This is a genomic window from Alteromonas sp. KUL17, assembly GCF_006538305.1.
Classification (GTDB): Bacteria; Pseudomonadota; Gammaproteobacteria; order Enterobacterales; family Alteromonadaceae; genus Alteromonas; species Alteromonas macleodii.
Genome location: NZ_BJKJ01000001.1, coordinates 380,081 through 395,142, shown reverse-complemented (window position 1 = coordinate 395,142; position 15,062 = coordinate 380,081). Strand labels below are relative to the sequence as shown.

13 protein-coding genes are annotated in these 15,062 nt (G+C 44.8%); 8 read left to right on the top strand and 5 right to left on the bottom strand.

Translation table 11 applies throughout. The features are described from left to right. Positions 1-345: 345 nt before the first annotated feature. The 3 genes from KUL49_RS01645 to KUL49_RS01635 all read left to right on the top strand — a co-directional run bounded on the left by KUL49_RS01645 (position 346) and on the right by KUL49_RS01635 (position 3,747). Positions 346-750: a phosphate ABC transporter substrate-binding protein gene (locus tag KUL49_RS01645; RefSeq protein WP_131136070.1), complete on the top strand. Its 405-nt coding sequence runs from the start codon at positions 346-348 to the stop codon at positions 748-750. Between the two features lie 34 nt (positions 751-784). Continuing rightward, positions 785-1,984 (top strand): topoisomerase IV, encoded by a 1,200-nt coding sequence (locus KUL49_RS01640; protein ID WP_131136069.1) that lies wholly within the window; start codon positions 785-787, stop codon positions 1,982-1,984. Positions 1,985-2,127: 143 nt separating this feature from the next. Further along, a complete protein-coding gene (locus KUL49_RS01635) occupies positions 2,128-3,747 on the top strand; it encodes a methyl-accepting chemotaxis protein (protein WP_131136068.1) in 1,620 nt (539 codons plus the stop codon). Between the two features lie 165 nt (positions 3,748-3,912). Here the strand turns inward: KUL49_RS01635 and rpoD are convergent, their stop codons facing one another. The 4 genes from rpoD to rpsU all read right to left on the bottom strand — a co-directional run bounded on the left by rpoD (position 3,913) and on the right by rpsU (position 9,309). Continuing rightward, positions 3,913-5,745 carry an RNA polymerase sigma factor RpoD gene (gene rpoD, locus KUL49_RS01630; protein ID WP_039231764.1) on the bottom strand — a complete coding sequence of 611 codons (1,833 nt, stop codon included), beginning with the start codon at positions 5,743-5,745 and terminating at the stop codon, positions 3,913-3,915. A gap of 479 nt (positions 5,746-6,224) precedes the next feature. Next, the gene (gene dnaG / locus KUL49_RS01625; protein WP_014975683.1) at positions 6,225-8,003 is read right to left on the bottom strand and encodes a DNA primase; all 1,779 of its coding nucleotides are present in this window, start codon (positions 8,001-8,003) and stop codon (positions 6,225-6,227) included. Between the two features lie 204 nt (positions 8,004-8,207). After that, a complete protein-coding gene (locus KUL49_RS01620) occupies positions 8,208-8,654 on the bottom strand; it encodes a GatB/YqeY domain-containing protein (protein WP_012517256.1) in 447 nt (148 codons plus the stop codon). 439 nt (positions 8,655-9,093) lie between these two features. Then, a complete protein-coding gene (rpsU, locus tag KUL49_RS01610; RefSeq protein WP_012517258.1) occupies positions 9,094-9,309 on the bottom strand; it encodes a 30S ribosomal protein S21 in 216 nt (71 codons plus the stop codon). 519 nt (positions 9,310-9,828) lie between these two features. Here rpsU and tsaD point away from each other — a divergent pair. Together tsaD and KUL49_RS01600 are read left to right on the top strand one after the other, a co-directional pair. Further along, on the top strand, positions 9,829-10,854 hold the full coding sequence (gene tsaD, locus KUL49_RS01605) for a tRNA (adenosine(37)-N6)-threonylcarbamoyltransferase complex transferase subunit TsaD (protein ID WP_131136110.1): 1,026 nt from the start codon (positions 9,829-9,831) through the stop codon (positions 10,852-10,854). A gap of 192 nt (positions 10,855-11,046) precedes the next feature. After that, a complete protein-coding gene (locus KUL49_RS01600; RefSeq protein WP_131136067.1) occupies positions 11,047-12,363 on the top strand; it encodes an ectonucleotide pyrophosphatase/phosphodiesterase in 1,317 nt (438 codons plus the stop codon). Here KUL49_RS01600 and plsY read toward each other — a convergent pair. Further along, positions 12,353-12,955 carry a glycerol-3-phosphate 1-O-acyltransferase PlsY gene (plsY, locus tag KUL49_RS01595; RefSeq protein ID WP_014948270.1) on the bottom strand — a complete coding sequence of 201 codons (603 nt, stop codon included), beginning with the start codon at positions 12,953-12,955 and terminating at the stop codon, positions 12,353-12,355. The two genes, KUL49_RS01600 and plsY, sit on opposite strands and share 11 nt — an antisense overlap. A 281-nt stretch (positions 12,956-13,236) precedes the next feature. Between plsY and folB the strand changes: the two genes are divergently transcribed. From folB to KUL49_RS01580, 3 genes are read left to right on the top strand one after another with little or no spacing between them, the layout of a single operon-like run. Continuing rightward, complete coding sequence (gene folB / locus KUL49_RS01590; RefSeq protein WP_014948271.1) at positions 13,237-13,590, top strand: dihydroneopterin aldolase; 354 nt, start codon at positions 13,237-13,239, stop codon at positions 13,588-13,590. After that, positions 13,590-14,084, top strand: coding sequence for a 2-amino-4-hydroxy-6-hydroxymethyldihydropteridine diphosphokinase (gene folK, locus KUL49_RS01585; protein WP_131136066.1), 495 nt, complete (start codon positions 13,590-13,592; stop codon positions 14,082-14,084). The genes folB and folK overlap by 1 nt, the downstream gene beginning before the upstream one ends. 8 nt (positions 14,085-14,092) lie before the next feature. Next, entirely contained in the window at positions 14,093-14,893 is an 801-nt protein-coding gene (locus tag KUL49_RS01580) for an undecaprenyl-diphosphate phosphatase (protein ID WP_014948273.1), read from the top strand. Positions 14,894-15,062 lie beyond the last annotated feature (169 nt).

The window sequence follows — 15,062 nt, the reverse complement described above, 5'->3', positions numbered from 1 at the left end:
ATGCTTATAATCCAAAATATGTGGTCTATTTAACTTTTTTATAAGCAACTATAAGCTTCAAAGGTATGCATTAGACAATTGTATAGTTGTTTAACTTTCTACTTTCACTACACTGCGCGCCATTCCCGAATGCTTATATAAGTTATTAATTTATATAAGGTAAAAATTTAAAGCTTAAAGTGGCGAATATTGTATTTGTGACCAATACTTACTTCGTTGTAAATGTTTGGACATACAAGCACATGTTTGTTTCATATCGCTCAAATACGCAAATGTCGTTTTTAGCGCCTTCAAAATAGTAAAGAGCGATGAGCTAGCATTCACAAAGACTCCAGAGGACATATGATGAAAAAATGGATACTTGCAGCAGGACTGTGCTGCAACGTTGCGATTGCTGATGTTGCAGTCATCGTGCATCCCAGCAACGGCGATGCGCTAGACAAAGACAGCATTAGCCGACTTTTCTTAAATAAAGCGAAAGCATTTCCGAGCGGTACACCAGCACAACCTGTTGCGCTAGCTGAAGGGCAATCGGCTACCGATGAATTTAACGGCAAAGTGTTAAACAAAACCGCAGCACAACTTACTGCGTTTTGGTCAAAACTTGTGTTTACCGGTAAAGGGCAACCGCCGAAAGCGTTGGGTAGTGACGCAGATGTGATATCTGCGGTAGCAGGAAATCCAAGCGCTATAGGTTATGTAGACGCTGGCGCTGTGAACGATAGCGTACGTGTCGTCGCGACTTTTTAACTTACCGTTAATACAAAGAATTTAAGGAACACGCATGAAAACCAAATTAGCTATATTAACTATGGCAGGCCTTTTGGCTACTCCAGCAATAGCCGACATTCAAATTAACGGCTTCGCAAACCTGATTGGCGGTATGACACTGGACGATGATGAGTCAGTGTATGGCTACGACAGCGATTTTAACTTCGACCCTGCCAGTGTTTTTGGTCTTCAGGTACGTGGTGATGTAAGCGACAAACTCTCTGCGACCGCCCAGCTTGTTGGCCGTGGTAGTGAAGATTACGACGCTGATTTTGAGTGGGCGTACATGACCTATGTGTTGAACAATAACTTCAACATCAGCGCCGGTCGTCTACGTATGCCTCTTTTCAAATACTCGGCATCACTTGATATTGGTTATTCTTACCACTGGTTGACTCCACCGGATGCAATTTATGGCATCGACTTCAATAATATTGACGGTGTTCGCGTTGACTACATGAACTACTCAGGTGACTGGGAGTATGGCGCTCAGCTTACAATGGGTCGCGTTGAAACAGATACGACTATTTCAGGAACGCCTGCAGCGCTAGAACTGAAAAATGTAGTGGCGGTTTCTTTTGAAGCGACTCGTGACTGGTTCAGTGCTCGTACCTTGCTTGCGCGTGGAACGACCAGTGCTGTGAACGAAGATTTTGACACATTTGTAGAAGGAATGTCGGCGTTCGGTGCAGCGATACCAAATGCGACGGCTGCGGCTGAAGGTTTCAGTGTTAATGATGATACTGGTACCTTTTTTGAGGTAGCAGTTGATATCGACAAGTATGATTGGTTTGTAGGTGCAGAATTCACTCAGACTGAAGTAGATGGCTCTGTAATTGCCGATAATAAAGCCTGGTACGTTACGGCAGGTATGCGCTTCGGTAAGTTTACACCGCACATTACTTATGAAGTTGAAGAGGCGGATAACGGCACTCAGCTTGGTCTTGTAGCAGCACTTCCATCAACAATTGCAACTGGGAATGAAAATTTCGATGCTGCGTGGAACGGTTCTGAAGACTCTTTGGGTATTTACCAAACAGCTGCAGGTATCGCTGCGCTACAAGAGCTAGATGTATCTGCGGTTACTGTGGGTCTTCGTTACGACGTTGAACCAGGTTTTGCACTTAAAACTGACGTAACTTGGTATTCAGATGATCTAAACGATCTAAATGATGCAACACTGCTCAAAGTAGGCGTAAACTATACGTTCTAACTACTCGTTATGGCCTTGCATTTTGGTGCGAGGCCATAATTTCATTAAAGATTTTAGCTATTGGGTAGATAAATTAGTTATGATGTTTTTTCAGGTAAAACTGAAACGTAGTTAAGCAATTATAAAAAACAGTGGGATAGCTGATGAACTTTCTAAAAAAAATGCCAATTGCGACAAAGATTTTCCTCATTCCGGGGATCGCAGCGCTAAGTTTTATTATTTACTTGCTTATCACTGTCTATACCGCACTCAATAATGGTGCAACGCTAGAAAAAGTTCAGAAAGTTCAATTTCCTGCCCTTCAACTATCAGCATCGACCTTAGTTGATATGCAAAAGGTGCGCGATACCCTTGCGAGCGCAGTGACCACTGGTGATCAAGACACCCTTACTATGGCGCAAGAGCTCGCCGAAGAAGCAAAAAGCGGCTTAAACCAAATTGCTTCTATTAGCCCTGAGTTTCGTAGTGAAATTTCTCGCATCTCCTCAGGCTTTGATAATTATTTCGATGTTGCCTACGACGTATCACAGTCTATGGTCAACGGCACTGCCGACTTCAGTCGTTTAGGCGAACTCTCAGCCCAAATGAATCAGTCATACGATGGTGCCATCGCTGCGATGTCTCAATTTCGTGATGCTCAACAGGCGGCATTTGAAGAAGCATTTAAAAACACAGACAGTGCCAATACCTCGTTAATTAGCACAGGCGTCATTTTAGCCGTGGTTGTGACTATATTGCTGTTTGGAACAGCGGTACCTATTGTTCGCGGCATTAAGCAAAGTATTGATGACGTGGTTCGTTCCCTTAAAGATATTGCTCAAGAAAACGGTGACCTAACGGTTCGCATAGAAACCAAAAGCGAAGATGAAATTGGCGAGTTGGTATATTGGTTCAACCAATTCATGGACAAACTGCAAGGCGTAGTGCGTGATGTGGTAGAAGCGAGTTTACCGCTATCAAACCTAGCGCAGAACTTACGCGGTGTAACGGAAGAAACCCAGCGCACCATTGATGTACAGCAAAAGTCTGCAACCAATGCTAAGCGTGCGGTAGATACGATGAGTGGCTCTGTTGACGGTGTTGCACATAGCGCAGCGCAGGCGGCAAGCGACGCTAACGAAGCGACAACAGCGGCCAGTGAAGGACGTCAAATTGTACAGCAAACCGTTACCAGTATTCAGCAGCTTGCTGAGAACGTACGCGAAACCGCTGACGTTATAGCTCGTTTAGAGTCTGATTCTAATAAAGTTGGCTCGGTGCTGGATGTGATCAAAGGTATTGCAGAGCAGACCAACCTGTTAGCACTAAATGCCGCCATTGAAGCCGCAAGAGCGGGTGAGCAGGGTAGAGGCTTTGCGGTAGTCGCAGATGAAGTGAGAACGCTAGCATCGCGCACACAGCAGTCTACGGAAGAAATTCAAAGCACCATCGAACAGCTTCAAAGCGCAGCACACTCAGCAGTAGAGGTGATGTCGCGTGGTACTGAGCAAGCAACAAGCAGCGTTGAAACAGCCAACAAAGCGGGAAGTAGCTTAGAAACCATTACCAGTACGATTGGGCGCATAAACCAAATGAACGAGCAAATCGCGCACAATACTGAAGATCAACGCACAGTGGCGGTTGATATCGTACGTCATGTTGATGAGATTCATGAGCGTACCGAACAAACCGCAAGCCGTTCAGGTGAACTAGGCACCATGTGTAATGAACTTGCCGACCTTGCGCAGCACCTTGAATCCATTGCTAAGCAATTTAGAGTGTAAGCGATAGCTTATCAATAAACATGAATTGAAAGCCTCCGTATGGAGGCTTTTTTGTGGGTTTAGCTAACAGATCAAAGGCTGTGTTTTCTGTTACCTGAAGATAGAAGAAAGGCATAAAAAATCCCCAGCTAAAGCCGGGGATTTTTATTTTAAGTAATGCTTTTTCTATTCGTCTAAGAAGCTGCGTAGCTGCTCAGAGCGGCTAGGGTGGCGAAGCTTGCGAAGTGCTTTCGCTTCAATTTGACGAATACGCTCACGGGTTACGTCAAACTGCTTACCTACTTCTTCAAGGGTGTGGTCGGTATTCATGTCGATACCGAAGCGCATGCGAAGTACCTTTGCTTCACGGGCGGTTAGGCCTGCTAGTACTTCCTGCGTTGCATCCTTTAAGCTACCGCCAGTTGCTGAATCGAGGGGCTGAATAATCGTGCTGTCCTCGATAAAGTCGCCAAGATGTGAATCTTCATCATCACCGATAGGGGTTTCCATCGAAATTGGCTCTTTAGCAATTTTAAGTACCTTACGAATTTTGTCTTCAGGCATTAACATGCGCTCTGACAACTCTTCAGGGGTAGGCTCACGACCCATTTCCTGAAGCATTTGACGAGAGATACGGTTAAGCTTGTTGATCGTCTCAATCATGTGAACAGGGATACGGATAGTACGCGCCTGGTCAGCAATAGAGCGAGTAATCGCCTGACGAATCCACCACGTTGCATAAGTTGAGAACTTATAACCACGACGGTATTCGAACTTATCCACCGCCTTCATTAGACCAATGTTACCTTCTTGAATAAGGTCTAGGAATTGAAGACCACGGTTGGTGTACTTCTTAGCAATTGAGATAACAAGACGTAAGTTAGCTTCAACCATTTCTTTCTTCGCGCGGCGTGCTTTCGCTTCACCGATTGACATGCGACGGTTGATGTCTTTGATATCTGCGATCACCAAGCCAGTTTCCTGTTCAACTTGGTTCATCTTGCTAATACAGCGCTCAATTTCTTCCTGATTTACAGCAAGTTCAGCGGCGTATGGTGCACCTGATTTAACTGCTTCGTGTAACCACGCGTTAGACGTCTCGTTACCCGCAAATGCTTTGATGAAGTCTTTCTTCGGCATTTTTGCGTTAACCACGCAGAACTTCATTACTAGGCGCTCTTGAATACGCACTTTGTCCATCATCTCACGCATGTTCTTAACCATGCGATCGAACTGTTTTGGAACTAGGCGGAATTCTTTGAAAACATCGCTTAATGCATTGATTTGCGTGCGAGAGTCAGCATGAGCTCGGCCTTTCTTCTCGATAACTTCACGAGTTTTAAGGTATTGCTCACGAAGCTCAGTGAAACGCTCACGGGCTAACTCTGGGTCAACACCGCTATCGTCTTCGTCGCTATCGTCATCATCTTCATCGTCGTCTTCATCATCTAACTCTTCCTCAGATAATTCAGAACCAACGTGAGTAGCCGTTGGAGCAAGGTCTTGCTCATCGTTAGGATCAACAAAGCCAGAGATGATGTCGCTCAAGCGAATTTCTTCTGCTTCGTAAAGATCCCACTGGTCTAATAGATAAGTGATAGCTTCTGGGTATTCAGCAACTGAACATTGTACCTGGTTGATACCATCTTCAATTCGTTTAGCGATTTCAATTTCGCCTTCACGAGTAAGAAGTTCAACCGTACCCATTTCACGCATGTACATGCGAACTGGGTCAGTCGTACGGCCAATTTCACTTTCTACAGTAGCTAGTGCCTGAGCTGCCGCTTCTGCAGCATCTTCATCAGCATTCGCTTCTTGCATGAGAAGTTCGTCTGCATCAGGAGCTGATTCAGAAACTTGAATTCCCATGTCGTTAATCATGCGGATTATGTCTTCGATTTGATCAGAATCGACAATATCTTGCGGCAGGTGGTCGTTTACTTCTGCAAAGGTTAAGTAACCTTGCTCTTTACCTTTTGCAATCAGGAGTTTAATCTGAGACTGCTTGCTTTGCGCCATATAACCTACACTTCTCACATTCAATTAGTTTGCAATAGAAAAGACAACATACACAAAGGTATGTTCCCCGTTCTGCTGTAGTACTGCTTTTGTATCAAGGCCGTTAATGCTCGATGCCACGCTGGTCTATACCATTATGTTGCGATGCACATCAGCTCGGGTTCGGATCTGCCCGTTATGTTCGGCTATATCTTTGCTACTCGTGCTGCTGTATTTTTGTTCACTTTATAGTGAATGAGACACGTTTATCTGTGCCCACAGCGAATTAGCCAGTATAGCAGAATAAACGGTGGTGTTACCAGATTGATGGCCGATTTTTTAGCCAGTGTTTTTAAGCTATAAAACAGCGCATACTTACAGCGCGTATTCTTGCTAAAATAATCTCGTTAACTCAATCTCACTAACATAAGCGTTTAAAAAAAGCCTTATGCAAAAGCCTACAGAAGAACAGGCTAACCTCTAGGTCAGTTTGCCCAAGGTTAACTCTTCTGTCTTTCCCTCATAAGTAGGTTCAGTTCCTGTTTTTCCGCCTGTGTCAGCGGCTGAACCCGCGAGCGTGAAATTAAGGTTTCAATGCGGCTATCGAAATGCCCGTCCAGTAAGCGAGCGAAGCTGTCGTTGTAAACCCGTTCAGCATCCTCGTCTTTAACCAAGTGTTCTTGTAACAATAATTTCGCGATAGTAGAAGAATGGGGATGGTCGCGGAAATTTTCAACAAGCTGCGCGGTTTTTGCTTGAGGGTGACTCACGCAATAGCGATGCACATCGCGTAATAAATCCATGCCAGCAGCATTGCTGCCCGCAAAAATATCAATTTGAACGTCTTCACATAGTGTGGCTAATTCAGGTTTATCAAGCAGCAAGCGTATCAGCATGCGAAGCGGTGATAGTTTAGGCTTGTTTACTTGATTGCGATTCGGAGAATAAGCTTGCTTCGAACCTTGATTGGCTTTGGTGATATCTTGCTGAAGTTTAAACCGATCGAACTCGCCAGTGTGCTTGGCTAGTTCTTCCAGCAGCATTTGCTTTTGATCATCACCTAATGTGCTTTCGATAAGCGGCATTGCCGCTTTCTTAAGGGCAATTTTACCTTCTGGCGTGCCCACATTGTGCGTCTTTAATAAGTTTTCAAAGAAGAAGCGGGATAACGGCATAGCGTCATCTAGCATTTCCATGAACGCATCTTTCCCCACCTGACGCACCATAGTGTCAGGATCCTCGCCGTCGGGTAAGAATAAAAACGAAATACGTACGCCGTCTTTTAACGCGGGCAGGGCGTTTTCTAACGCGCGCCATGCAGCTTCACGCCCTGCGCGGTCACCGTCATAACAGCATACAATGTGAGACGTAGCGCGAACCAGCATTTGAATATGTTCAGGTGTGGTAGCTGTACCTAGCGCAGCAGTAGCAATATTAATGTCGAATTGACTTAGCGCCACTACGTCCATATAGCCTTCTACAATAACGACGGTATCTAGGCTACGATTTTTTTGTCTGGCAGAATAAAAGCCAAAGAGCTCACTGCCTTTGTGGAAAATGCGGGTTTCTGGCGAGTTTAAGTATTTAGGGCCGCCGTCATCTAATACTCGGCCGCCGAAACCCACCACACGACCCCGTTTGTCCCTGATAGGAAACATAATGCGGTCGCGGAAGAAGTCGTAGGTACGTCCTTGGTCGTTTTTATTGACCAGTTTTAAATCGACCAGTTGCTTGATGCGCTGTTGATCTTTGCCAAAGGTATTTAGCAACGCGTCCCAACTGTCTGGCGCGTAGCCAATTTCCCATTGCTTAACGATATCGCCGCTTAATCCACGGTTTTTCAAATAGTCGATGGCTTTTTTGCTATTACCATTTTGGCGTAACTGATGCTGGAAAAAGCGTGCAACTTGCTCCATTACTGCGTAATCGTCTTGCTGTTGCTGCTTTTTCTCTTCGCTCATGGCAGGGCGACTGCCCTTTTCACGGGGGACTTCAAGCCCGTGATAGCGCGCTAGCTCTTCTATCGCCTCGACAAATTCTAAGCGGTCGAATTCCATAATAAACGAGATAGCGTTACCGTGAGCGCCACAGCCGAAACAGTGGTAAAACTGTTTGTCTTGACTAACAGTGAAAGATGGCGACTTTTCGTTATGAAAAGGGCAGCACGCTTGGTAGTTTTTACCTGCTTTTTTAAGTTTAACTCGGCTATCTACCACTTCTACCACATCGGTACGTGACAGCAGGTCGTCTATAAAATCGCGAGGTATCTTTCCAGCCATGAGGGTACTTTCAAAAAGGGTTAGTTAAAAAAGATCTAGTTCAAAAAGAATGAGAAAAGCACAAGTCGTAACTGCGCTTCAAGCGACAGGCTACAACATTATGAAAACAGTAATCTACTTTAACAGGGAAGTGTAAAAATGAGAACAATGAAGGTGTGACAATGCACACCTTCTACACGCTTCTCTTTTACGAAAGGTCAGAGTTTAAGCGTTCAAACGCGCCTTAATTTTTGCACTCAAAGCACCCATGTCGGTGCGGCCTTGAACCTTAGGTTTCAAGGCGCCCATGACTTTACCCATATCCTGCATACCCGATGCTCCGGTCGCAGCCATGGTTTCGTCGATAAGTGCATTTAGCTCATCGTCAGTCAAAGGCTGAGGTAAGAAATCTTCAATGTAAGTGATTTCTTCACGCTCTTTGCTAGCTAGGTCGTCGCGGTTTGCTGCGTCATATTGTGCAGCCGCGTCTTGGCGCTGCTTAACCATTTTGGTCAGTACCGCTAAGATTGCGCTGTCGTCTAGCGTAATTTGTTCATCGATTTCTTTTTGTTTAATGGCAGCCATTGCCATGCGAATAGTACCAAGACGTACTTTTTCTTTTGCACGCATCGCATCTTTTTGCGCTGCTTTTAAATCATCAATTAGTGCCATGATGTTTCCTGATTTTTTATTAGTAGAGTTTATACCAATCCGCATAGATCATTGCCCACTCAGAAGGCGCTGGCAAGTTTCCTAGCGAAGCGTGGGAATGCAGGAATGTGTTCCCTTTCAAATTCCCAGAATGAAGCTAGGAAGCTTGCCAGACCTTCTCGAAGGAAGAGTTTAAAATGTCCGTACTCTTTGTTGTGTCACCTTGATGTAGAACCACTATACCTGCGGTAACACGCCGCGATTACGAACATTTTAAATCTCGCTGAGTGGATAATCATCTATGCGGACTGGTATTATTAAGCCCCAGGTTGAAAATCAAATGCAACCATTTGAAAAGGAAAAAATGGAGTCGATAAGAATAAGGCCAAAAAATAGAGGCCCAGAAACGCGAAAGGTGCTGCAATTGCAACACCTTTCAGACTCGTTACTTAACCCTATATTAGTAGAGTTTTACGCGACGTGCGTTTTCACGAGCTAGCTTCTTAAGATGACGCTTCTTAGCGGCAGCTTTCTTGCGCTTGCGTTCCCAAGTTGGCTTTTCGAAGAATTCACGACGACGAACTTCAGAAAGAACACCTGCTTTTTCACAAGAACGCTTAAAACGACGCAGCGCCACATCAAACGGCTCGTTTTCTCTAACTTTAACGATAGGCATTAAACACTCACCTCAAAACTTTTACTGTGTAAATCCGGGTAAAATTGTGCGCTAAAAAGGCCACCCGGGTTAAAAATGGTGCGAAATTCTAATCATATCTACAGAGAAAGTAAAGGATGAATTGCCAAAAAATAGCCAATATTGTGCATTTACCGTTCATTTACCTGTTCACTGGCATTCCATGAATGCAGGATTAAAGGTAAACTCTGCGCTCGTTAAGCACCGTGTTGTTTAACTCGGCTTGTATAAGCGCCCTTTTCAGAATGTTCTCTTGCTTAATTCCCTTTTGAAAAATGGTGATCAAAAGTGTGGAATCAGATGATCCTGACTAGGGTAGTGTTATGATCGCGGCGGGATCATAAAGATGATCGCATCAGATCGCCAGAATTATTTTCTCAGTTTTGATATTTGCTTAGTCATTATGGCTCTCAACAATTGTGTGAACACGTGTTGTGATAAAAAGACGACAGCAAATCCAAAAACGAAGCATTGAAGTTAGTAGTAAAAGGGTTACTCCCCATGCGTATTTTAGGAATAGAAACATCTTGTGACGAAACTGGCATCGCCGTTTACGACGATGAAAAAGGGTTGCTGTCGCACGAACTATATAGCCAAGTAAAGCTGCACGCAGACTATGGTGGTGTTGTGCCTGAACTTGCGTCACGGGACCACGTGAGAAAGATCATTCCTTTAATTGAAAAGGCTATGGAAGACGCTAACACCCAACCATCAGAGATCGACGGCGTTGCTTTTACCCAAGGCCCCGGTTTAGTGGGCGCATTGTTAGTGGGTTCGTCTGTCGGGCGTTCATTGGCCTACGCGTGGAATGTGCCAGCAGTGGGCGTTCATCATATGGAAGGGCATTTATTAGCGCCTATGCTTGAAGACGACGCACCTGAATTTCCTTTCGTTGCTTTATTGGTTTCAGGTGGCCACTCAATGCTAGTTAAAGTCGAAAGCATTGGTCAATATGAAGTACTTGGTGAGTCTATTGATGATGCCGCTGGTGAAGCCTTTGATAAAACCGCCAAGTTACTTGGCCTTGATTACCCAGGCGGCCCTCTTTTAGCAAAATTGGCTGAAAAGGGAGAAGCGGGACACTATAAGTTTCCTCGCCCGATGACCGACAGACCTGGACTAGATTTCAGTTTCAGTGGTTTAAAGACCTTTGCGGCGAACACCATTCGCGATGCTGACCTAACTGGTGGTGATGCTGAGCAAATTAAAGCCAATATTGCCTACGCGTTTCAAGAAGCAGTCGTTGATACGCTTATTATAAAATGTAAGCGAGCATTAAAGCAGACGGGAATGAAGCGTTTGGTTATTGCTGGCGGCGTAAGTGCAAATACAATGTTGCGCAGTGAGATGAAAGCCCTGATGCAAGAGCTAAAAGGTGAGGTGTTTTATCCTAGCTTAGCGTATTGTACAGACAATGGTGCCATGATTGCCTATGCGGGCATGCAGCGTTTGAAAGCTGGGGAAACCTTGGCGTTATCCTCACAAGCCAAGCCGCGCTGGCCCCTTGATACTTTATCGGCGATTTAGGTATTCATAAAAAACCGGTAATTAGGCGCCACACCTAGTTGTAAACGCTACTATGTCTTCCCTAAGTTCACTGGGGAAATATTGAGCATAGCAAGCAGGTAAAATAAAAAAGCATAAATAAAAGGCAATGGGAGCGCATTCCATTGCCTTTTGTTTTACTAAAATGAACATTGAGTAAGGACGTTAAACACCATGCGCTTAGCAACAGACGGAACAAAACAAAATGCACCGCTATTCTATTTAGCATTGTCGTTATTTATTTCGCTTACCTTTGCAGCGCTCACTGCGTCCAATGCATTTGCATCAAGCAAAGCACCCTTGAATGACTTTGTAAAAGGCCTGAAGCAAGAGCAGCAAGATCAGTATGTCGTGCTCATTTCTCTTGATGGATTTCGCCACGACTATATCGAATTACACAACGCGCAACACCTTGGTGCTATTGCAAAGAAAGGGGTAAGAGCGTCGTCTATGACCCCTGTTTATCCTTCAAATACCTTTCCCAACCATATTTCACTTATCACTGGGTTATTACCTAAACACCACGGCATCGTGAACAATCGATTTTTTGATAAGTCTCGCCCAACGAAAGAAGGCTACGCGCAGTACAAGCTGGGTTACGGCGGCATGGACAGCACGTGGATTACGGCAACGCCGCTATGGAACTTAGTGGAATATCATGGCATGAAGGCAGCTACCTTCTTCTGGCCAGAGTCTGATTCACGCATATCAGGTACCTTGCCTAGCTACTTCTATCACTACTCTAAATACGCCGATTACCAGCAGCGGGTAGATCAAATTATAACTTGGTTGAAACTGCCTGAGGTGTCGCGCCCTCGCTTTATTGCGGGTTATTTCTCGCTTACCGATTCGGTTGGACATGATGAAGGACCTTTTGCCGACAAAACCAATGATGCGGTGCAGGAAGTGGATGCGCTTATTGGTCAACTTTATGAACGCATTAACGCATTAGATTTTCCGGTAAACTTGGTAGTGGTGTCGGATCACGGCATGACACCCATTGATGAAAGTCAGCTTATAGAAGTTGAGTCTTTATCTATACCTGATAGCTTCATTATTGAAAATGAGGGAGCGCAAGTTCATCTTTACGCCAAAGTGGGCGTGAACGATAAACAAATCACCGAAGAAATAGAGCGTCTTACCCATATAGCCGAAAACCGTTACATTGTGCTTAACGATACCCAGCGCGCTGAGCGACATATGGAAGTGGGAAATAGAACCGGCGATATTATTATTGAGATAGCCCCGCCAGCACGCTTTAAAAACGCCAACAGCATGCATATTAGTAAAGGTGGGCATGGCTACATGAACACGCTGCCTGATATGGGGGCGACGTTTGTAGCAGTGGGACCTGCGTTTAAAACGAATACCACCCTACCTGTGTTTAGCAACCTGGAGGTTTATCCTGCGTTGGCCAAAATACTTGGCATTGCGCCGGTTACGCCGATAGATGGTAAGTTAGATGTGCTGGAAAAGGCGCTTACTCTTTAACTTTTCCCTTATCCCATACTTTACTTTCATTGCCCGCTAAAAGACGGGCAATGTTGTCTTTGTGGCGTAGAATGATAAGCAGCGAAAGCATTGCCACGGGCACGGTATATAAAGGCTTAATCAAAAATGTAAATAACGGCGCAAGAGATACTGCGATAAGCGCGCCTAATGAAGAATAGCCCGTAAGAAACACCACTACTACCCAACTCAAAATAAGCAAACCTGCTAAATCGAGGCCTATAGGGAGCATAGCGCCAAACGCAGTGGCGACGGCTTTTCCACCTTTGAAACCAAAATAGAGCGGAAAGATATGCCCCAAGCACGCGAAAATAGCAATGACGCCTAACATGATTGGCTCTATGCCCAGAAAGTAACTGCCGTAAACGGGAATAGTGCCTTTTAGTATATCCATGACAAGCACGAGGAGTGCTGGAACACGACCGCCCAGTCGATACACATTGGTAGCACCTGGGTTTTTAGAGCCGGCGGTTCTTGGGTCTGGTAAACCAAACAGCTGGCTTATAACCACAGCACTTGAAAGTGAACCGAAAAGATAGGCAACAGCGATCATCAAAAGAGTTAGCGAAATCATTTTGTCATTCTAATTATTAAAAATATTGCCTTTTATTACGTTAAATTTGGTGTGTGAAAGTTCAATGGGCTTTAGTCGCATTAAATTGTGAAACCTTGGTTGCTCCCAGTTGTCATACAGCGGTATAGTTGTGCCACACAAGCGTAAAGCTACTCCATCCAAACGCGATATACCACCGTTTACCAGCAATATGTGGGTGAAAGCGCAGTAGTAAGACCAGTAGTAGGGCTAATAAAAACGGCGATAAACTGGTTTGATAACAGTACAAGATGAAAAATTCCATGGGAAAAATTTATATAACAGGGCTTGAAGTAGACACCCTGATTGGTGTTTATGATTGGGAGCGAGTAAGAACCACCCAGCTACTTCTTGATGTAACACTTGATGTTGATTTAAGCGCTGCGATGCAAAGCGACGATGTTGCAGACACTGTAGACTATGCAAAAGTGGCAGAGTGTATTGTAGAAGTAGGCAAAGAAAGCACATTTGAGCTACTTGAAGCTTTAGGTAATAAAGTGATGGACGCCGTTCTTGATAATTTCACCGTTGCGTCAATAACGCTTAAAATTGTTAAGCCTAATATCCTTCCCAATGCGCAAACGGTTGCTGTTGAGATGCGTAAAGAGCGCAATTAATGTCACAACACACCATCTTAATCAGCATTGGCTCTAATATTGAACGTGAGCATTACACCAAGCAATCTTTGGTTGCCCTAAAACAACACTTCTCTGATGTTACAGTGTCTTCGGTTTACGAAAGCGAAGCGGTGGGCTTTAACGGCAGCCCTTTTTATAACGCCGCTGCTCGGGCGACGACGTCAAAAAGTATTGTGGAAGTGTGCGCAATTCTTAAAGCCATTGAAAAAGACAATGGCAGGGTGCATACAGACAAAAAATTCTGTGCCAGAACCCTTGATCTCGACTTGCTTACCTATGATAGTAAGGTGACCACAACCCCTGTGGTTTTACCTCGCGAAGAGATTTGCTACAACGCGTTTGTGCTTTGGCCGTTAGCTGAACTTGTTCCCAACGACATTCACCCTGAAACGCAAGAAACCTATGCCAAAATGTGGCAAAACTTTGATAAACAGAAACAGCAATTATGGCCGATTGACTTTACTTGGAGTTAAGCAAAGGAATGACACTTTTTGAAATTATTATTTTAGCAATTATTCAGGGCGTTACTGAATTTCTTCCTATCAGCAGCTCTGGACACTTGTTGTTGCCCGCTGAACTTTTTGGTTGGGTAAGTCAGGGCTTAGCGTTTGATGTCGCCGTTCATGTGGGAAGCCTGCTTGCGGTTATGATTTATTTTCGTCAAGAAATCGCTCAGATGACCGTAGCTTGGGTAACACAAGGGTTTAGCAAGCAACAATCTACCGACAGTAAGCTTGCTTGGTACGTTATTGTGGCAACTATTCCAGCGGTTATTATTGGCTTTTTAATGAAAGGCTGGATAGAAGAAAACGCACGTACGGCGCTGGTAATAGCAGGTACCACTATTATTTTTGGTTTGCTGCTATGGTACGCCGATGCCACTGCAAAACGCGAACAAGAGCTAGAAGGACTGACACTTAAGCAAGCCATCTATATCGGGTTAGCCCAAGTATTGGCACTCATTCCTGGTACATCTCGCTCAGGTATTACGATGACCGCAGGTTTGATGTTAGGCCTTAAGCGCGAAGCGTGTGCACGCTTTTCCTTTTTGCTGTCTATTCCAGTTATTTTAGGCGCGGGGCTTTTGGCCACTCTCGACCTGCTTAATGCCAACGAAGCGGTAGACTGGTATGCGCTGCTTTATGGCGCGGCGTTTTCATTCGTAAGCGCCTACCTTTGTATCTATTTGTTCCTAAGCTGGATATCGCGTATCGGCATGCTGCCTTTTGTTATCTATCGCTTGGCGTTGGGCGTAATACTACTGTGGTTTGTTTTCGCTTAAGTAAAGAAAAAGGGCGTTGTCCTTCGTATGAGGGGGCTTCGTATGAGGGTGCTTCGTATGAAGGTGCTATTCGCATGAGATGCCCCTGCGCCGCGCAATAGCACTTAATTTTTAATTATGTTCGCAGGCAAATGTTTTAACACTGCTAACATAATTGGTAATCACCTAA

Bases quoted from the DNA above. Each gene is read 5' to 3' on its own strand.
- tsaD (WP_131136110.1), top strand. From the start codon at position 9,829: ATGCGTATTTTAGGAATAGAAACATCTTGTGACGAAACTGGCATCGCC.
- dnaG (WP_014975683.1), bottom strand. From the start codon at position 8,003: ATGGCTGGAAAGATACCTCGCGATTTTATAGACGACCTGCTGTCACGT.
- plsY (WP_014948270.1), bottom strand. From the start codon at position 12,955: ATGATTTCGCTAACTCTTTTGATGATCGCTGTTGCCTATCTTTTCGGT.
- rpoD (WP_039231764.1), bottom strand. From the start codon at position 5,745: ATGGCGCAAAGCAAGCAGTCTCAGATTAAACTCCTGATTGCAAAAGGT.
- KUL49_RS01640 (WP_131136069.1), top strand. From the start codon at position 785: ATGAAAACCAAATTAGCTATATTAACTATGGCAGGCCTTTTGGCTACT.
- rpsU (WP_012517258.1), bottom strand. From the start codon at position 9,309: ATGCCTATCGTTAAAGTTAGAGAAAACGAGCCGTTTGATGTGGCGCTG.
- KUL49_RS01635 (WP_131136068.1), top strand. From the start codon at position 2,128: ATGAACTTTCTAAAAAAAATGCCAATTGCGACAAAGATTTTCCTCATT.
- folB (WP_014948271.1), top strand. From the start codon at position 13,237: ATGGGAAAAATTTATATAACAGGGCTTGAAGTAGACACCCTGATTGGT.
- KUL49_RS01645 (WP_131136070.1), top strand. From the start codon at position 346: ATGAAAAAATGGATACTTGCAGCAGGACTGTGCTGCAACGTTGCGATT.
- KUL49_RS01600 (WP_131136067.1), top strand. From the start codon at position 11,047: ATGCGCTTAGCAACAGACGGAACAAAACAAAATGCACCGCTATTCTAT.
- KUL49_RS01580 (WP_014948273.1), top strand. From the start codon at position 14,093: ATGACACTTTTTGAAATTATTATTTTAGCAATTATTCAGGGCGTTACT.
- folK (WP_131136066.1), top strand. From the start codon at position 13,590: ATGTCACAACACACCATCTTAATCAGCATTGGCTCTAATATTGAACGT.
- KUL49_RS01620 (WP_012517256.1), bottom strand. From the start codon at position 8,654: ATGGCACTAATTGATGATTTAAAAGCAGCGCAAAAAGATGCGATGCGT.